This is a genomic window from Acinetobacter sp. ANC_7654, from assembly GCF_056779855.1.
In genome coordinates, this window is record NZ_JBWYIR010000005.1 from 12,256 (window position 1) to 31,141 (window position 18,886).

General features: G+C 38.2%; 15 protein-coding genes. 6 read left to right on the plus strand and 9 right to left on the minus strand.

Annotation, left to right across the window (positions count from 1 at the left end; translation table 11 throughout):
• Positions 1-50 precede the first annotated feature (50 nt).
• Positions 51-863, plus strand: coding sequence for a M48 family metallopeptidase (locus AC1M86_RS07085; protein ID WP_481607622.1), 813 nt, complete (start codon positions 51-53; stop codon positions 861-863).
• A gap of 45 nt (positions 864-908) precedes the next feature.
• Here AC1M86_RS07085 and AC1M86_RS07090 read toward each other — a convergent pair whose 3' ends face one another.
• The 4 genes from AC1M86_RS07090 to hrpA all read right to left on the minus strand — a co-directional run bounded on the left by AC1M86_RS07090 (position 909) and on the right by hrpA (position 8,046).
• Positions 909-1,736: an SDR family oxidoreductase gene (locus tag AC1M86_RS07090; RefSeq protein WP_481607623.1), complete on the minus strand. Its 828-nt coding sequence runs from the start codon at positions 1,734-1,736 to the stop codon at positions 909-911.
• A gap of 469 nt (positions 1,737-2,205) precedes the next feature.
• Positions 2,206-2,976: a lysophospholipid acyltransferase family protein gene (locus AC1M86_RS07095; RefSeq protein WP_481607624.1), complete on the minus strand. Its 771-nt coding sequence runs from the start codon at positions 2,974-2,976 to the stop codon at positions 2,206-2,208.
• 19 nt (positions 2,977-2,995) lie between these two features.
• Positions 2,996-4,111, minus strand: coding sequence for a beta-ketoacyl-ACP synthase III (locus AC1M86_RS07100; RefSeq protein WP_035270185.1), 1,116 nt, complete (start codon positions 4,109-4,111; stop codon positions 2,996-2,998).
• 47 nt (positions 4,112-4,158) lie between these two features.
• Positions 4,159-8,046 carry an ATP-dependent RNA helicase HrpA gene (gene hrpA / locus AC1M86_RS07105; RefSeq protein WP_481607693.1) on the minus strand — a complete coding sequence of 1,296 codons (3,888 nt, stop codon included), beginning with the start codon at positions 8,044-8,046 and terminating at the stop codon, positions 4,159-4,161.
• 510 nt (positions 8,047-8,556) lie between these two features.
• Here hrpA and ahpC point away from each other — a divergent pair.
• Positions 8,557-9,120 carry an alkyl hydroperoxide reductase subunit C gene (gene ahpC, locus AC1M86_RS07110; protein WP_035270191.1) on the plus strand — a complete coding sequence of 188 codons (564 nt, stop codon included), beginning with the start codon at positions 8,557-8,559 and terminating at the stop codon, positions 9,118-9,120.
• A gap of 76 nt (positions 9,121-9,196) precedes the next feature.
• Here the strand turns inward: ahpC and AC1M86_RS07115 are convergent, their stop codons facing one another.
• Entirely contained in the window at positions 9,197-9,781 is a 585-nt protein-coding gene (locus tag AC1M86_RS07115; protein ID WP_481607625.1) for an O-methyltransferase, read from the minus strand.
• Between the two features lie 65 nt (positions 9,782-9,846).
• A complete protein-coding gene (locus AC1M86_RS07120) occupies positions 9,847-10,068 on the minus strand; it encodes a DUF1653 domain-containing protein (RefSeq protein ID WP_035270203.1) in 222 nt (73 codons plus the stop codon).
• A 236-nt stretch (positions 10,069-10,304) separates the two neighbouring features.
• On the opposite strand from AC1M86_RS07120, the gene ahpF reads away from it, so the two are divergent.
• The 4 genes from ahpF (at position 10,305) to AC1M86_RS07140 (ending at position 14,583) form a co-directional block, all read left to right on the plus strand.
• Positions 10,305-11,870, plus strand: coding sequence for an alkyl hydroperoxide reductase subunit F (ahpF, locus tag AC1M86_RS07125; RefSeq protein ID WP_481607626.1), 1,566 nt, complete (start codon positions 10,305-10,307; stop codon positions 11,868-11,870).
• Positions 11,871-12,044: 174 nt separating this feature from the next.
• Positions 12,045-12,389 (plus strand): hypothetical protein, encoded by a 345-nt coding sequence (locus AC1M86_RS07130; RefSeq protein WP_481607627.1) that lies wholly within the window; start codon positions 12,045-12,047, stop codon positions 12,387-12,389.
• A 149-nt stretch (positions 12,390-12,538) separates the two neighbouring features.
• Positions 12,539-13,240: a VIT1/CCC1 transporter family protein gene (locus AC1M86_RS07135; RefSeq protein ID WP_180028406.1), complete on the plus strand. Its 702-nt coding sequence runs from the start codon at positions 12,539-12,541 to the stop codon at positions 13,238-13,240.
• A 131-nt stretch (positions 13,241-13,371) separates the two neighbouring features.
• On the plus strand, positions 13,372-14,583 hold the full coding sequence (locus AC1M86_RS07140) for a YeeE/YedE family protein (RefSeq protein ID WP_481607628.1): 1,212 nt from the start codon (positions 13,372-13,374) through the stop codon (positions 14,581-14,583).
• A 255-nt stretch (positions 14,584-14,838) separates the two neighbouring features.
• Here the strand turns inward: AC1M86_RS07140 and AC1M86_RS07145 are convergent, their stop codons facing one another.
• The 3 genes from AC1M86_RS07145 to AC1M86_RS07155 form a co-directional block, all read right to left on the minus strand.
• Positions 14,839-16,137, minus strand: coding sequence for a dicarboxylate/amino acid:cation symporter (locus AC1M86_RS07145; RefSeq protein WP_035265514.1), 1,299 nt, complete (start codon positions 16,135-16,137; stop codon positions 14,839-14,841).
• Positions 16,138-16,673: 536 nt separating this feature from the next.
• Positions 16,674-17,453, minus strand: a complete 780-nt coding sequence (locus tag AC1M86_RS07150; RefSeq protein WP_481607629.1) for a TIGR03915 family putative DNA repair protein — start codon at positions 17,451-17,453, stop codon at positions 16,674-16,676.
• The gene (locus AC1M86_RS07155; protein ID WP_180028409.1) at positions 17,454-18,713 is read right to left on the minus strand and encodes a putative DNA modification/repair radical SAM protein; all 1,260 of its coding nucleotides are present in this window, start codon (positions 18,711-18,713) and stop codon (positions 17,454-17,456) included.
• Between the last annotated feature and the right edge of the window lie 173 nt (positions 18,714-18,886).

Consider the following 18,886-nt stretch of genomic DNA (forward strand, 5'->3'; position numbering starts at 1 on the left):
TTAAAAATCAAGTTAGATCTCAAATAATATCCCATCATTAAGGTGTAATTATGAAATCCTTCGCGTTTGGTATTATAAGTTCAATTGCATTAATCACGACTGGCTGTGTTTCAACCACATCATTAGGCACTGTAGCTTCCGAACGTAAACAACTCATGATTATTCCGGAATCAGCTTGGAATAAAATTTCAAATCGTAGCTATAATAAATTTGAAAAGAAAGCGAAGACTAAGTCTTTATATCTTGAAGATCCACGCTTAAATCAAATTTTGGCACGTTTAATCCCACATGCTAATCAATATTTACGTGAAGGTCGTCAACCAATTCAATGGCGAATTAACGGTGTGCTCAGCAGCAAACCGAATGCCCAATCCTTTCAAAGTGGGCAAATTGTAGTTAATTCGGCTGTATATATGTTTGAAAACTTATCTGATGACGAGTTAGCCACCTTAATTGCGCATGAAATGGCACACATTATCCGTAATCATAGTCGTGAAAAGGCTTCTCGTTTCGCAGCAATGAATTTGGGTCTAATGGGTGCAACCATGGGAACTGGGGCTGCCATCGGGCTTGCAAGTGGTTTATCAGGCAATCAAACCAATATGTCTCATCGCCGTCATCTAGAAGAAGAAGCTGATTTGATTGGTTTAGATTTGATGGTGAGAGCGGGCTACAATCATAATGCAGCACTCTCATTTTGGGATAAATTCGAAGCAAATCTCAACAAACGTAAAATGAATAAAGATCAATCAACTTTGTTTGCAAGTCATCCGAGCAATGACCAACGTAAAGCATTCTTAACTGAGCAAGTCATGCAGATCGAGATGTATCAAAAGGATGTCAACCTTACTGCATTACGATAATTTAGTATAAATAATAAAGCCCAACGCTATGTTGGGCTTTCTCATTTATGGATCAACAAATAAATCGACCATCAATTCCTGATCTGATGGCTCAACTCGATATTTTTCGAAATCAGTTTCACCTTTCTCTCTTAATATCTCTTCATCGATCATCATACGACCCGTGATCGAACGTTTCTCACTCGTCAAGATTGCATACGCTGCATCAGCCATGATTGCCGGTGTCCGAGCCTTGCTAAATAACTCACGTCCACCGAGAGAAAATTCTATCGCTGCAGTTGCAATAATGGTTCTAGGCCACAAGGCATTAACACTTATCCCATAACGTTCGAATTCTTGATTCATTCCCATGGTCAACATACTCATGCCATATTTACTGATGGTGTAAGGAGAATGAACCGCAAACCACGATTCTTTTAAATTTAAAGGTGGAGAGAGACTAAGAATATGTGGATTTTGACTTTGTTTTAAATAAGGCAAGGCAGCTTGACTACAGACCATAACGGCGCGAGTATTAACTTGATACATGAGATCAAAACGATTTGGATCAAGCGTTTCAACCCCACTCAAATTAATCGCACCAGCATTATTAATGAGGACATCTATCCCACCAAAATGTTCAGCAGCCTGTTTCATTGCGGCTGCGACAGCATCTTGATCTCGGACATCAAGTTGGATCGCTAATGCTCTCCCACCAGCTGCTTCTATTTCTTTTGCAACAGAATGAATCGTACCACTGAGTTTCGAATGTTCAGTGCTCGTTTTTGCAGCAACCACAATATTTGCACCATCTTTTGCAGCTTTAAGTGCAATCTCACGACCGATACCTCTGCTTGCACCTGTAATGAACAGTGTTTTTCCTTGTAGTGACATAATCCCTCTGTGTTATTTTGTTTTTGAATTTTCAATGTACAAAAAAAAACCACTTATGCAAAATTTCTTTATGAACCTCTAAGTCGTAGAAGCATACATTTTGCAATTACAAAATTAGAATTGTTTTGATAGCAGGCTAAAAAATTTAAATAACATTCTGTTTTTATTAATTTTTATAAAACCAACTATAGTTGCATTTTGTACCAAAAATTCACCTTTGATTTTCAAACTTAATTTGTGTGAAATTTAAAAAGTGAAAATCGCTCTCATACGCCTATTATTATTCTGAGATAAAAAAAAGCCCAAGGAGGAGTACAATCTTTGGGCTTAGTAAACTGAATATTTACATTAAAATAATATACCTAATTGATATAAAATAGAAAGCACTAATTTATTTTTTTAATATTATTTTAAAAATATTTTTATAATCAACAATATAATTAGATTAAGAAGTATAATTTTCTAAGATTTAACTTTGTCTATCTCGTATCAACTGCGTTGATGCAATATTTTCGTAAATTGTTTGCTGCAATTGATCTCTGAATTCAATCAAATCTTGTTCTGTTTTGATATTTGAGATTGATTGTCGTGGTAAAAATTTGAAATAGAATGGGACTCTTTTAGGAATAATATTTTTGGGTATTGAAGGCAAGACATCACCTTGACGGAGTATTTTTCCAATTTGAGGTACAGCTAAAAGCTTTTTAAACCACTTTTTTTCAAGCAAATAATTGGCATCAAGTGCCAAATCGAATACTTCATCACCACCTACAGCTACAAAAGGTACAATGTCGTAGTCAAATTCTTGAGCTAACTTTAAGAATCCATAGCGCTCTTTCCATATGAGTTGATATTCTTCCCCTTTGCGCTTTACTACCTCACGCCCACCACCTGGAAACACTAGGATAGAGTATCCTTGTTGCATTGCATCTCTGGCGTATTCTCTTAGACCCTCAATTGCACCCATTTTATGAACCATATCTTTCCAATACGGTATTTTGAAATGAATGTGATCACCTAAACTCACAATTTTAATTTTGTGCTCTGTATATAGATAATCAATCAATATTGGCGTATCAAATACACCATAAATTGTATGATTACCCACATACATGGCAGGTCGATCAGCATTGAGATGTTCAACACCAAGAAAGGTCGGTTTAAAATAAAAACGTTGCAACAAACTACCATATCGGATCATTTTAGAATGGTGTTGGATTTGCAATGCTTTATTTTCCATTGAACATCTCTTTATATAATTAAGCTACTCGCTTCTGAACCAGTATTGAACCAACAGAATAACCCGCGCCAAATGAACATAATACACCGTATTCACCATCATTCACTTGATCTGCAGTTCGGTGTAACGCAATGATGACCCCAGCTGAAGAAGTGTTTGCAAACTCGTCTAAAATGATTGGAACTAAGTCTGGATCTGCTTCAGCAGCAGCTTTACCCACAACCAGCTTTAAAATTAACTCGTTCATGCTGGCATTGGCTTGATGTAACCAGAAACGTTTAACATTCGTCGGTTCGATTTGGTTTTTCTCAAGTTGCTTTGTAATCATTTTCGCAACCAATGGGCATACTTCTTTAAACACTTTACGGCCATCTTGACGGAAGCGTTTATCATCCGCATTGGTTGTTTCACTTGGATTCAAGAAACCAAAATTATTACGAATGTTATTAGAGAATTGCGTAAACAATTGCGTATCTAAAATTTCGAATCCTGTTTTAGAATCTGTATCTTCGATAATTGAAGCTGTCGCCACATCACCAAAAATGAAATGACAATCACGTGAACGATAATCTGTATGACCTGATGTGATTTCCACATTGACCAAGAGCACACGACGAGCACCAGACTTAATCGCATCATAAGCTTGTTTTAAGCCAAATGTTGCAGCAGAACAAGCAACATTCATGTCATAAGCATAACCTTGAATGCCTAATGCAGTTTGAATTTCAATAGCAACCGCAGGATATGCACGTTGCATATTTGAACAAGCCAATATTACAACATCAATGTCTTCAGCAGTTACACCGGCATTTTCCATTGCTTGTTTTGAAGCGATCACACCCCACTCAGCTTGAAGTGAAATTTCATCATCTGATCGTTCTGCTAAGTTTGGACGTAAACGATTAGGATCTAATACGCCTTCCTTCTCTACAACATAACGTGCTTTAACACCTGAAGCCTTCTCAATAAATTCTGCACTTGAACCACGGCGTGCTTCGATTTCGCCCGCAGCAATTTTTTCAGCATTCTCTTGATTAAACTTTTCTACATAAGCATTTAAACTTTCAACCAATTCTTCATTGGTGATGACATGTTCAGGATGGAATAAGCCAGTGCCTGTAATACGAATGCCCATGCAAAACTCCTTTTTTGAGTAACTCAATATTTCAAATTAAAGCTATATTAACTGATTCCGAGACGTTCCCATACTTTTTGAATACGGTTTGGCGAAATTGGCATCTTGGTTTTCATCGGTTGAGAGAATAATGAGATTCTCAGTTCTTCAACCATAAAATATAACTCTTTTAATTTCTGATCATTTTTATATTTAAATAATTTATCCATCCAAGGATCGACTTGAGCAATCGCATCATCATCTCGTTTGAGATTATGAGGCAAACGATCAATCCTGATCAATAAAGCTTTAAGATAGCGTGGAAATTCAATCCACACGTCTACAGATTTACTATAAGCAAAATCCGCTAAACTCATTAGATCAAGTTGATCTTCAATATCATCGATATTTTTACCAAATACATTGGCATCAATCATCATCAACTCGCGTCGAATTTGTTGCCATTGTACATAAATGTCATTAAAGGCAGCCAAGACCTTTTGACCATGCGTCAGGAAAGACTGCTTGACAGCCTGCAGAATTGTTTGGAAATCTTGCGCATCTACAGGCTCTTTTTCTAAAGCCATTTGCAATGTTGCGTAAACTAACATTTGTTCTAACTTAGCTTTATCACCCAAAGGGGAATAGGCTAATGCGAGTGGTTTAGAAATTTGTTTTTTAAGCTGTCGAATCAAATCACCTAGCTGCATATGAATCAGGCGAATAATACCAGCACGATGATGGCGTATCGCTTCATGCTGATCATTAAACGTTTGAATGACAACACCTGACTCATCCTTTTGCTCAAGCTTAGAAAATTCCTTGCTTGGTACAAGTGCTTGATATTGTTTGACGACGACACCTGTGACTTTTTGCGATGCTTCAAACACAAAATGCTCAGGGAAAGTTTGATACTCACCTTTTAACTGCTTGACTGGACTATGCGTTTCAGTACGACAGCGTGCTTTTAATTCAGATAAATCGCGACCTTGCTCAATCACTCGTCCTTTTTCATCGATGACTTTAATGAGCGGTAAAAGATATTGTTCAATTCGATCTACATTAAAATCTTTTTCAGTGATCTGTTCGCCTCTCAATTGAAAAGCTAAAAAACTAAAAATATGCTTTTGTAAATCTTGCGCATCTATTTTGGACATCAGTTTACGCGCTGTATCTGGTATAGGTACCAAGCCACGACGCTTATCTTTTGGAAGAGCTTTTAATAGTGCTTCAATCAAATCAAGACGCCAACCTGGAATGCCCCATGACCATAAGTTTTCATCTACTTGTGGCAGGGCCTGTAGTGGAATCTTGACCGTCGCACCATCTTCATCATGACTTGGGTCAAATCGATAACTTGCCGCTAAACGAAGGTCCCCATTACGTAAGTAATCAGGGAACTGTTGGGTGGTTGGACGATCGTTAAGCCACAAAGCATCGTCATCGATGAACAAATAACGTGGTTTTTGAGGCTCAACTGTTGCACGCCAATCTTCAAAACTACGCCGACTCGCTACATCTTCAGGCACTTTTGCTGCATAAAACTGATAAATCGTCTCTTCATCTACCACCAAATCACGACGACGCAATTTGTCTTCAACTCGCTCAACTTCTTCTAGTTTAAGCAAGTTATGTTTTAAAAATGGTGGTGTAATCCCCAGATGACCCGTCGTTAAAGCATCGCGAAGGAAAATTTCATGCGCCGCAGTTTGATCGACCTTTTCATAATTGATTTGACGCTTAGGTTCAATAATCAAACCAAACAGTGAAATTTGATCATATGCGTTAACTACACCTGCTTTTTTCGACCAATGCGGTTCAAAGTAATGATGTTTCACTAAATCACGTGCAGCTAGCAAAATCCACTCAGGCTCAATTTTTGCCAGTGTTCGTAAATACACCTGAGAGGTTTCTACCATCTCAAATGCCATGACCCATGGTGTATTGGTTTTGTGTAAGGTTGATGCAGGAAATATACGTGCCTTTTGTTGACGCACTGCCATGAATACATTGCGTTCATCTGTTTTATTTGCAATGAATGACAATAGTCCCGTGAGTAAAGCTCTGTGAAGATTTTCGTAACTGGTTTTCTTTTCATTAAAAGAAAGCTTTAAGCCTTGAGCAAGATCAACCAGTTGCTCATGTGTTTTTTTCCATTCTCTCAAGCGTAACCAACTGAAGAAATGATTACGTGCAAATGTGCGACGCTTATTTTCACTCATCTCCCGATTTGCAACCAACGCATCCCATAATTTGAGATAGAACAGAAAGTCAGAGTCGGCTTCACGAAACAAGGCATGCTTCTGATCCGCTTGCATTTGTTTATCAGCAGGACGCTCTCTTGGATCCTGAACAGCTAACGCTGCCACGATAATCAATACTTCATTGAGCGCCCCAAAATGAGCACCCCCCAAAATCATACGTGCGAGTCTTGGATCAATTGGCATTTTTGCCATTTGTTGACCAATTTTGGTGAGAGAATCGCCTTTGCCTTGAAGTCCACCTTTATCTAAAGATGAGGCTGTTTTAGCCACAAGAGAAGGATTACTCTTTTCCGTCATCGCCCCGAGTTCAATCAGCAGTTTACGACCATCATTGACGAGACGATGATCAGGCGGTTCAATAAAGTCAAAATCTTCGAGTGTTCCAAGACCTAAACTCTGCATCTGCAAAATAACAGATGCCAAATTAGTACGTTTGATTTCAGGTTCAGTAAATTCGGGACGACTTAAAAAGTCTTCTTCTGAATACAGTCGAATACACACACCCGGTGCAATACGACCACAACGACCTTTACGTTGATTGGCTGCTGCTTGAGAAATCGCTTCAATCGGTAAACGCTGAACACGCGAACGGTAGTTATAACGAGAGATACGTGCAAAACCACTATCAATGACGTAACGTATGTTTGGAACGGTCAATGCAGTTTCCGCAACGTTGGTGGCAATAATGATACGCCGTCCACCACCTGCAGGATTAAAAATCTTTTGTTGTTCAGATAACGCTAGTCTCGCATACAAAGGTAGAACTTCTGTATGACGAGGTCCATGTTTGATTAAAGTTTCCTGTAGCTCACGAATCTCTTGTTCCGTACTGGCAAAAATCAAAATATCTGCGTGTTCAGGATGACCTTTTTCCTGTGCATCTTTGAAACATTCTTCAACAGCTGATACTACTGCGCGCGGTAGGTTTTCTTCAAAGTCATCAAACTCATCATCATCACTCCCTATAATACTCATTTCAGAGATCGGACGATAACGCACTTCTACAGGAAAACTACGACCTTCAACCTCAAAGATCGGTGCGTTATTGAAGTAACTTGAAAAACGATTAACGTCTAAAGTTGCAGATGTGATGATGACTTTAAGATCTTTACGACGTGGCAAGAGCTGTTTTAAATAGCCCATGATGAAGTCAATATTGAGCGAGCGCTCATGTGCTTCATCAATAATAATGGTGTCATATTTGGTTAAGAAACGATCATGAGCCAATTCAGCCAGCAAAATACCATCTGTCATTAAACGAACGATAGAGTCCTGTGAACCCTGTTCGTTAAACCTTACTTTAAATGAAATAGACTCACCGAGTTTTTCACCCACCTCTTCTGCAATACGTTGCGATACACTGCGCGCAGCTAATCGTCGTGGCTGGGTATGACCAATTAACCCTGTTAAACCACGCCCCGCAAGCATGGCTATCTGAGGAAGCTGAGTTGTTTTACCTGAACCTGTTTCACCCGCAACGATAATGACCTGATGTTTTTGAATGGCCTCAATCAATTTGTCTGCATATTGGGTAACAGGTAAATCTTGATTAAGTTTGATATTAGGAATGCGTTGAATACGCTGTTGTACTTTTAAATTTGATTTTTCAAAAAGTTCTTGATATTGCTTTTCATTGGCATCTTTTCCTTTGCGTAGTCGATTTAAACGATGAAGATCTCGTACCATCACCATTTGTTCTACATTTAACCCTATCGTTGCCAAGTTTTAGCCCTATATCAATTACGAAACGCTTTATTCTACTCATTTTCAAAAATTATCCCAAATCTGAATCGGACTATTTTTTTAGATTAAATGAGAATATAAAGCTTAAAATGATCTTATGTTGAAATAGAAACATGTCAGCCGTGTTATGTGACAATTCATACAATTTTTGAAATTTTCATGTAGCTTTTTATATTTTTGAAAAACCAAATCCAAAATAATGATGATTTTTTTAATATTTACCCTTGAATTTTCACTTCAGTGTCTTCATGTTGGTAAGCATGTGAAATTTTCTCATCCTGTCACGAATACATCATTTTGATGTGTTACAAGGAAGACAGATGACAAACTTAAATGGCAATCAATTTACATAATTCGGTTTTTCCGATTTTTGTAATGTAAAAATACCATTTCAGCACAGAACGAAAGTTCGATACTCTAATTGAAAATTAAAGACTAACCTCAATCATGGAGACAATGATGAGCTTAATTAATACTGAAGTTAAACCATTCGCAGCTACAGCTTACCACAACGGTCAATTCGTAGACGTGACTGAAGCTGATCTTAAAGGCAAATGGTCTGTAGTATTTTTCTACCCTGCTGACTTCACTTTCGTTTGCCCAACTGAACTTGGTGACCTTGCTGACAACTACGCTGAATTCCAAAAATTAGGCGTGGAAATCTACGGTGTTTCTACTGACACTCACTTCACTCACAAAGCTTGGCACGACACTTCTGACGTAATTGGTAAAATCCAATACCCATTAATCGGCGATCCAACTTGGACTCTTTCTAAAAACTTCGAAGTTCTAATCGAATCTGCTGGTCTTGCTGACCGTGGTACTTTCGTAATCGACCCAGAAGGTAAAATCCAAATCGTTGAAATCAACGCTGGTGGTATCGGTCGTGATGCTCAAGAACTTCTTCGTAAAGTTAAAGCAGCTCAATACGTTCACGCTCACCCAGGCGAAGTTTGCCCTGCTAAATGGAAAGAAGGCGATGCAACTCTTGCTCCTTCAATCGATCTAGTTGGTAAAATCTAATTCATTAGATAGCACTAAAAAAAACCACGCTTTGCGTGGTTTTTTTGTGTTCAATCCATCAAATTCTCAATCACCATCAATTCCGCGTAATCATCAATAATCCACACCCAATATTCAGCGTCATCGTGCAAAAATCAGGATCAGCCTTAACATCCTTTAAAAAACTTTGTATTTCAGCAGCATGGGAAATCACTTTATCTACAAGTATTACGCCATGTTCAGGATGTAGTACCTTTTTTAAATATTGCCAATAATCAGGATATGCATGTCGATTCGCATCTAAGATAATTAAGTCATACACATCGCCTTCATTAATTAATAAATTAATTGCATCACTGCTGATAAAATCAATAAGGTGATCTAAACTAAACTGTTTGGCGTACTGAGTCGCAAGTGCTGTTCTTTTTGAGTTTATATCAACCGTCGTCACTCGACCCTGATGATCCGAAACCGACTCCGCCATCCATAATGTTAAATATCCTGTCGAAGTTCCTATTTCAAGAATTCGTTTAGAGGTCTGGATCTTAATAAGCATCGAAATATAATGGGCAGATTCTGGTTTTATATTTCGATATCTCAGATCGCGATCAGTTTGATATGCATCATGTTGAATTAACTGCTGATATAAACTTTGCATTTGACTTAAAAATTCAGCATTCATGACATATTCTCATTGAATCGATTTCTATAAACTAATCAAAGATAAAGTCTTTACTATGACAATCATCATAATTTTTGAATCAATTTAAAACGTTCAATTTCACGATCATCATCCTCTAGATAAATGCTTTCTGTAAACATCGCTAATGGCCTTACCCATATTGAATAATCTCCATAAAGGCATTGATAGACCACAAGCTTTTCTTGAGTTTCACTATGCGTCGCTACATGAAGGACTTGATAAAGTTGTCCTTTATAGTGTTTATAAATGCCTCTCTCTAAGGTCATAATTGGTCCTCGCTCATATCTATTAAAATAATTTTAATGTAAATATCTGAATTCGAATTGCTTTTATACTTGAAAATTCAAGTTTTAACTCAATACTTTCATACAACTACACCAAAGACTTTGATTAAATTCATTTTTCCGATTGAATTTATAAAAACAAACTGTTTTATCTATTCAATCAATTGTCTTAGTATACCTGTATCGAATGAATTATTACTCCTTTGGAGACGTTAGCAATGTTAGATCAAAATACTTCAGCTCAATTAAAAACGCTTTTAGAACGCCTTGAAGGTCCAATCGAATTGGTTGCGACTTTAAATGATTCAGACAAATCTGCAAAAATCAAAGAACTTGTGGAAGAAGTGGCTGCACTTTCTCCATTCGTCACAGCTCGTTTTGATGGTCAAAATAAACGTGCGCCGAGCTTTGGTATTGCAAAAGCAGGTGAAGAACCGCGTGTCTTCTTCGCAGGTTTACCAATGGGTCATGAGTTCACTTCTTTGATTTTGGCATTGCTACAAACTTCTGGTTATGCACCAAAAGTATCTGATGAAGTATTAGCATCCATCAAAGCTTTAGAAATCAAATCTGACTTTGACGTATTCGTATCTTTAAGCTGTCATAACTGTCCAGATGTGGTTCAAGCACTTAATTTGATCGCAATCTACAACCCTGGCACAACTGCAACCATGATTGATGGTGCATTCTTCCAAGACGAAGTTGAAGAACGCAAAATCATGGCTGTCCCAATGGTGTTCCAAGACAACGAACATATTGGTCAAGGTCGTATGACATTGGAAGAAATTGTTGCGAAGCTCGATACTAACTCTGCAGCGAAAGATGCTGAAAAACTCAATGCCAAAGATGCATTTGACGTGCTTGTGATCGGTGGTGGTCCTGCAGGTAACACATCTGCAATCTATGCGGCTCGTAAAGGTATCCGTACAGGAATCGTTGCTGAGCGCATGGGTGGTCAGGTCATGGACACCATGGACATTGAAAACTTTACATCAGTGCAAAAGACGCAAGGCCCTAAGTTTGCGGCTGAAATGGAAGCACATGTTCGTGAATACGGTGTCGACATCATGAACTTACAACGTGTGTCTGACATCAAAGGTGCGGATGAAACTGCCAACGGTTTAGTTGAAGTGACTTTAGAGAATGGTGCAAAACTTGAATCGAAAACGGTCATCCTGTCTACAGGTGCTCGTTGGAGAGAAATGAATGTACCAGGTGAGCAAGAATACAAAACCCGTGGTGTTGCGTACTGCCCACACTGTGATGGCCCATTGTTCAAAGGTAAACGTGTGGCTGTGATCGGTGGTGGTAACTCTGGTGTTGAAGCTGCGATTGACCTTGCAGGTATTGTTGAGCATGTCACTTTGGTTGAGTTTGATACTAAGCTGCGTGCTGACCAAGTATTACAAGACAAACTTAACAGCTTGCCAAATACCACTGTCATCAAAAATGCGCTGTCTACAGAAGTTGTGGGTGATGGCAAACAAGTGACTGCACTGAAATACAAAGACCGTGCGACGGATGAAGAGCACATTGTTGAACTTGCGGGCATCTTCGTACAAATTGGTTTGTTGCCAAATACGGATTTCCTCAAAACGACAGAGGTTGAGCTTTCAAACCGTGGTGAGATTGTGATTAACGATCGCAACGAAACCAATGTAAAAGGTGTATTTGCTGCGGGTGACTGTACAACAGTACCTTATAAACAAATCATCATTGCCACTGGTGAAGGCGCGAAAGCATCACTGTCAGCGTTTGATTACATCATTCGTTCTGGACAGTAATTTCAGCCTTAATATACCGCATTAAAGTGTAGCCCTGAGAAAACTCTTTCTCGGGGCGTTTTTATAAGCCAATATTATCTTTACAATTTTTGAATAAAACTTTATTTAAAATCTGCTTATATTGTTCTCATCCATGCTACTTGGATACTCATTGAATTAAAAAAGGAAGATAAAATGAATAAGATTCTTGTTGCTTTAGGTCTTGCTGCTACAGTTGCTTTTGTTGGGTGTAATAAGGATAAAGCTCCTGAAACTGGCGCGACAACTGGTGAACATTTAGAAAATGCCGCTGAACAAGCAGGTGCAGATATTCAGAATGCGACTGAAGATGCAGCTCAATCAACTGCAACTGCAGTCGACAATGCTGCTGATGCGACAGCGCAAGCTGCAGATAATGCTGCTGCACATGCTGAAAATGCTGCGCACAACGCTTCAGAAGCGGCTAAAGAAGCAACTGCTAATGCAGCAGCAGCTGTAGAAGAAGGTGCAGCGAATGTAAAAGAAAAAGCTCAACAATAATTTGAGTTCTACCAATTAAAGCCTCTTTAGAGGCTTTAATTTTTTCTCTTACAGAGCAATTTTACAGCCCCAAGATACGAATCAAGCCTATACTGTATGAATAACAACTCTTTTTTGAATAACATTTTCAGATAATAAGACAAAATCCTATGAGCTATTCACATCATACAGAACCACATTATATACATCGCACAGGTTGGTTAAGAGCTGCTGTTCTTGGTGCCAACGACGGTATAATTTCAGTCACTAGTTTAATCATGGGGATGGCAGCAAGTGGCGCGAATCAACATACCCTTTTAATCACTTGTATTGCTGGTTTGATTGCAGGCGCAACCTCCATGGCAGCTGGTGAATATATTTCGGTAAAATCTCAGTCTGATATTGAAGAAGCTGATCTAAAGTTTGAAGCAAGTGAGTTAGCACGCAATCCACAAATCGAACTGAAAGAATTAACGCATATTTATGTACAAAGAGGATTATCACCCGAACTTGCTCATCAAGTTGCTATACAACTGAGCGAGCATGATGCGTTAGCTGCACATGCACGTGATGAAATTGGTATCCATGAAAATACAACAGCTCAACCTTTTCAAGCCGCTTGGTCTTCTGCCACCGCCTTTTCAATAGGTGCAGCTTGCCCTATGATCGCTATACTAATCAGTCCTCCTGCATATTTAGAATACAGTGTTGCCTTTTTTTGCATTTTAGCGTTATTTATTCTAGGGGCTTTATCTGGATATTTTGCTGGAACGTCTAAAGTAAAATCTGCATTGCGAATTACGCTTTGGGGAATCGCAGCGATGGCATTTTCAAGTTGGATTGGCTCACTGTTTAATGTACATGTCGGCTAACATATAAGAATTACAAATATATAAAATCAATATTACTCAGCAGCATTTAATGCATAAATGCAGTGTAGGACTATCAACCCACAATCAATCAATTAAAATACTGATGTGTTTTATCAGCTTTTCTTATCTTCATGTCCATTATTGCAGCTCAATCTGACCGATCACAGTCATCGGTCTGGATCGCTATTGTTTTATTGATTGTAGGCACCCTTGGTGCTTATCAAATTGTGGGAATTAATCAAGCCCTGTTATTCCTTATTGGTGGTGCGCTTGGTATGACGCTCTACCATGCATCATTTGGTTTTACATCGAGCTGGCGCGTTTTTATTAAAGAACGCAAAGGTCGTGGTTTACGTGCACAAATGATTATGCTCGCACTGGCAGTGCTGCTCTTCTTCCCAGCTTTAGGTGCAGGTGAATTATTTGGTCAACCCGTTAAAGGCAACGTCAATCCCGTATCGATGTCCGTGATGATTGGTGCATTTATTTTCGGAATTGGCATGCAACTGGGTGGTGGTTGCGCATCTGGGACACTCTATACAGTCGGTGGTGGTAGCTCACGTATGCTGATCACTCTATTCTTTTTCTGTTTAGGCTCACTGATCGCTACTTCACATATTGAATGGTGGTTTGCACTGCCACACTTAGCCCCTATTTCAGTAGTACAAAGCTTTGGTGTTATTCCAGCGCTAATACTCAATTTCGTGCTATTTGGTTTGATCGCATTAGCAACAGTCTACTTCGAGAAAAAACGCCACGGTCAGCTTGAACAAGAACCTGTTGCAGCACATCAAGGCTGGAAACGTTTCTTAAAGGGACCATGGCCTTTAATTTGGGGTGGTATTATTCTCACCCTGCTTAATTTCGCCACGCTTGCATTGGCTGGTCGCCCATGGGGTGTCACATCTGCACTCGCAGTATGGGCAGCGAAAGGTGCAACATTAGTCGGAATTGATGTAACAGCTTGGGACTATTGGCAACAACCTGGAAATGCTAAAGCTTTAGCAAATTCGTTGTGGTTTGATATCACCTCTATGATGAATTTTGGCATCATGCTCGGCGCTTTACTTGCAGCAGGTCTCGCTGGAAAATTTGCACCGAGTCTTAATATCCCTAAACGCTCAATTCTAGCAGCAGTCATTGGGGGGATCATGTTGGGTTATGGCGCTCGATTAGCATACGGTTGTAACATCGGTGCTTATTTCAGCGGCATTGCATCAGGCAGTCTACATGGGTGGTTATGGCTGATTTTCGCTTTTATTGGTAATGGTATAGGTGTGAAACTTCGTCCACTATTTTTCCCGAATGAAAAGCCTCAGCCTGAAAAACTTACAGGTTGCTAATCAGCAAATATCGATATTTGAGAACGCCTAATTTCAATTGGGCGTTTTTATCTTTCTATAGTGCAATTACAACCACTTAATAGAATAAGAAAAAGAAAGGAGTATTAAATTTCATCCGATTAAAATCAGCTAAGTCACCAAAGTTTGTTCTTATAATAAGTCTTTATGTGCTTACTTTGAGTTTGTTAAATGCTGCATCATCTATATAAAAACCCATCCGAAGATGGGCTTAAGATTTAGATATTAAAAGTGAAGTCAAGCCTCTACTTTCTTTTTCAAAGTTGCATCTAATTGTTCTTTATCTAATGCATTATCCCAACGTGCTACAACGATTGCTGCACAAGCATTGCCAACAAGGTTAGTTAATGCGCGGCATTCAGACATAAAACGATCGATACCTAAAATAAGTGCCATCCCTGCAACAGGTAATGCTGGAACAACGGATAATGTAGCTGCCAGAGTAATAAAGCCCGCCCCCGTTACACCTGCAGCCCCTTTTGAACTAATCATCGCAACCAACAAAATTGTGATCTGTTCCCAAATGGTCAAATCGATATTACAGGCTTGAGCAATAAAAAGAGCAGCCATCGTCATATAGATATTTGTACCATCTAAATTAAATGAATATCCAGTTGGAATGACCAAACCAACGACCGACTTTTCACAACCTGCTTTTTCCATTTTATTCATCAGCGTTGGAAGTGCAGCTTCAGAAGAGCTCGTGCCTAATACTAACCATAATTCATCTTTGATATAGCGGATGAGATCAATGATAGAAAATCCATTGTATCGTGCAACTGCTCCCAGAATAAGCAGAACAAATAAAAGTGAAGTAATATAGAACGTTACGATTAATAATAGTAAATTTCCAATACTCGAAATACCGAAAGCACCAATCGTATACGCCATCGCACCAAATGCACCAATTGGAGCTAGTTTCATCAACATACCGACAAGGTAAAATACCGGAGCGGTCAGTGTCGTTAAGAAGTCTGTAACTGGTTTCCCTTTTTCACCCACCGCTGCAAGCGCTAAACCAAATAGAACAGCAACAAATAAAACCTGAAGAATATCACCACCCGCCAAAGGACTGATTAAAGTCTTTGGTATGATATTCATGAAGAAGTCAACAATAGAGGCATCCTGAGCTTTTTCAACATAAGTTGAAACTTTGTCACCTTCTAAAGCAGCAGGATCGATATTAAGACCTTTACCCGGCTGAATAAGATTAGCAACAATCATGCCCACAATCAGCGCAAGCGTAGAGAAAGTTAAAAAGTAAGCCATTGCTTTACCCGTCACTCGCCCCACTGCGCCCATATTCGTCATACCAGCAATACCCGTGACCACAGTCAAGAAAATAACGGGTGCAATGATCATTTTGACGATTTTAATAAAAGCATCGCCAAGAGGTTTTAAACTTGCCCCCAACTCCGGCATAAAATGTCCAAGTGTGACACCCGCAATAATTGCAAAGATGACTTGAACATATAAAATTTGATAAAACTTTTGCTTCTTAGGTGGTTGAGATTGCTCATCAACGTGAATATCCATGGAAGACCCTTCTAATTCAAAAAAGTGAATCCATTGTTAAATGCAATAAATTTCACACTCAAAAATGAATTGCGCGTTAAATAATTTCAAAGGTCGAAATTCTAGTGACATTCACTTTTTGAATGAAAAAGTCGGGCTTAACTATTAGTCTAAGAAAAAAAGATTTATGGAGTCCAATTGGGCTGAGATGACTAAATATGAATCGTCATAAAAATTAACTCATATAAAATTAAGTTTTGATATTTTTAGAAAAAAAAATGAAAATTAAAAATTCATAAGTTAATTTTGAATATTAAAAATACAAATAATTTTATTTTATGACCCAATATATACCTATAAAGTATAATTAAATTTTAATGCAATCTAAGAACAATATATATAAATATATAATTCAATAGTTTATATGAATTACTCCTAAATAAATATAACAAAAAAATATTAAAATTTTTAGCCGTATAAATTTAAAACACTCTTATATAATCGTTTTTATTATATTTTATTAATTAAATTCAAAAACTTATTTTTAAAAAATCATACTAAACCTGTTTTTCATTCATATATCTCCAATACCTTTTAGGTACGTATTGAACATGCAACTTAGGATTATCACGTGCCACTATATTTACACTCTTAAAATAATCCTTCCAAAGTTGATCATATAGCTCTTCTTGATCATCGAGTTCAATCATGAATGATTGACTAGAACCTATATGGATATTTTGATCAATTTCGGCTGCATTCAAATTAACTTGATGGACTTGCTTCAAATCATAGTAAATTCCGTAGCGTCGCTTTTCATCATAAATTAACCAACGCTGGTCTTGATAACGTGCTTTGAAATGCTTAGAGATTAAAGGCAGAACATTAAAATCTGGTCTTACTAATGATAAAAATAAACCATCCTTACACTTTTTAAAGCGAACAAATGCCTCCATTCGGTGCTTTTCACGACCAACTTGTTTAGCCCATTGTGCAAGCGCTAAAACATCATGATGACCGAAATTTTTTTCAACGGCATATTGGTGCTTAAAGATATAAATGGAATAATCAAATAGATGTTGGTATGCCACTTCCTGCTCAGACAAAAAAGTAAAATACCAATTACGCAAACTTGAAGCAGAAATTTTAGATTTTAAACCTTGCCAGACTCGTTCAGCTTGCTTTTCTTCACTGTAAACTCGGACTGACTCATCAAATAAATTCTGGTGAGAGTTTCCTTCAGTTTGAACTTTTACGTCGAACTCTTTGAATTGAAAAGCTCTAAATACACAGCACAGCAACCCAGTCATGGTACCATCAAAAACATACACAGCCATTTAAAACCCAAATCCTAGTTGAGGTGACAGTTGTTTCACATATTTTGATTGCCCACTTTGTAAAATTTGCTGGCGGATCTGATGAGCGTGCTGTTCTCTTTTAAACTTAGGTGTATCAGCACATCGAATAAAATGTTGAGCACGATTATAAGCAACGCCTAAGCGCTTTAACTGATCGATATGAATTTTTCCAAAACGGCGAGCCTGTACAATTTTCTTAGCAGATCTCACACCAATGCCAGGAACACGTAAAATCATTTTATATTCAGCAGTATTAATATCCACTGGAAACTGCTCTGGATGTCTTAAAGCCCAACCTAATTTAGGATCAACCTCTAAATCTAAATTGGGATGTGCTTCATCCACAATTTCGTTGGCTTCAAATCCATAAAAACGCATTAACCAATCTGATTGATATAAGCGATTTTCTCGCAATAACGGCGGTGCAGAACCTACAGCAGGTAAAGCAGACTCTTCTGGATTGATAGGTATATATCCTGAGTAATACACCCGTTTTAATTTAAAATCTTTATAGTGCTTGTCAGCCATCAAGATTACATCACGATCTGTTTCGTGATGCGCACCGACCACCATTTGTGTTGTCTGACCAGCAGGCACAAATTTAGGAACCGACTTGATTAGTTTTCTCTCATCTTTCAATTCAATCAAACGGTCTCTCACAATACCTAAATCTTTCTGCACTTCTGCATGCGACTTTTCAGGTGCAAATTTCACCAAGCCTTCTTCTGTCGGCATTTCTAAGTTAATGCTCATCCGATCGACATACAGTCCAGCCTCATGAATAATTTCTTGCGAAGCGCCCGGAATAGTTTTGAGATGAATGTACCCATTAAAATTTTCTTCCAGTCTTAATTTTTTTACGACTTGAAGCATTCTCTCCATGGTGTAATCCGCGGATTTAAAAATTCCTGAACTTAAAAATAACCCTTCTATATAGTTTCGACGATAAAAATTAATGGTCAGATCTACCACTTCTTGGACGGTAAATGCTGCTCGCTTTACGTCATTTGAACGGCGAGAGACACAATACGCACAATCATAAATACAGACATTTGAGAATAAAATTTTTAATAATGAAACACAGCGACCATCTTCGGTATAACTATGGCAAATTCCGGAACCTGTATTACCAAGACCTTTATCTTTGTTCTTGCGGTTACTACCACTTGAGGAACAAGACACATCATATTTGGCAGCATCAGCTAAAATCTGTAATTTTTCACGGATACGATCAGACATATATGTAAGGGGAAACAATGAGATTTCGAATATTATAATTGTTTATTTATTCTACTAAATGTCGCTGATCATTCATGCGACACAGTTTGACGCTTTGCATTTTCGCACTAAATAATGAATATAATTTGATTCTCCGATCATGATTGTGCAAAGTGAAATTAAATCATGGAGCT

What these genes read in the sequence shown, in the direction of transcription:
- AC1M86_RS07115 (WP_481607625.1), bottom strand. Translation starts at nt 9,781, where the DNA reads ATGAATGCTGAATTTTTAAGTCAAATGCAAAGTTTATATCAGCAGTTA.
- AC1M86_RS07135 (WP_180028406.1), top strand. Translation starts at nt 12,539, where the DNA reads ATGAGCTATTCACATCATACAGAACCACATTATATACATCGCACAGGT.
- ahpF (WP_481607626.1), top strand. Translation starts at nt 10,305, where the DNA reads ATGTTAGATCAAAATACTTCAGCTCAATTAAAAACGCTTTTAGAACGC.
- AC1M86_RS07120 (WP_035270203.1), bottom strand. Translation starts at nt 10,068, where the DNA reads ATGACCTTAGAGAGAGGCATTTATAAACACTATAAAGGACAACTTTAT.
- AC1M86_RS07155 (WP_180028409.1), bottom strand. Translation starts at nt 18,713, where the DNA reads ATGTCTGATCGTATCCGTGAAAAATTACAGATTTTAGCTGATGCTGCC.
- ahpC (WP_035270191.1), top strand. Translation starts at nt 8,557, where the DNA reads ATGAGCTTAATTAATACTGAAGTTAAACCATTCGCAGCTACAGCTTAC.
- AC1M86_RS07095 (WP_481607624.1), bottom strand. Translation starts at nt 2,976, where the DNA reads ATGGAAAATAAAGCATTGCAAATCCAACACCATTCTAAAATGATCCGA.
- AC1M86_RS07130 (WP_481607627.1), top strand. Translation starts at nt 12,045, where the DNA reads ATGAATAAGATTCTTGTTGCTTTAGGTCTTGCTGCTACAGTTGCTTTT.
- AC1M86_RS07145 (WP_035265514.1), bottom strand. Translation starts at nt 16,137, where the DNA reads ATGGATATTCACGTTGATGAGCAATCTCAACCACCTAAGAAGCAAAAG.
- AC1M86_RS07140 (WP_481607628.1), top strand. Translation starts at nt 13,372, where the DNA reads ATGTCCATTATTGCAGCTCAATCTGACCGATCACAGTCATCGGTCTGG.
- AC1M86_RS07090 (WP_481607623.1), bottom strand. Translation starts at nt 1,736, where the DNA reads ATGTCACTACAAGGAAAAACACTGTTCATTACAGGTGCAAGCAGAGGT.
- AC1M86_RS07150 (WP_481607629.1), bottom strand. Translation starts at nt 17,453, where the DNA reads ATGGCTGTGTATGTTTTTGATGGTACCATGACTGGGTTGCTGTGCTGT.
- hrpA (WP_481607693.1), bottom strand. Translation starts at nt 8,046, where the DNA reads ATGGTGATGGTACGAGATCTTCATCGTTTAAATCGACTACGCAAAGGA.
- AC1M86_RS07100 (WP_035270185.1), bottom strand. Translation starts at nt 4,111, where the DNA reads ATGGGCATTCGTATTACAGGCACTGGCTTATTCCATCCTGAACATGTC.
- AC1M86_RS07085 (WP_481607622.1), top strand. Translation starts at nt 51, where the DNA reads ATGAAATCCTTCGCGTTTGGTATTATAAGTTCAATTGCATTAATCACG.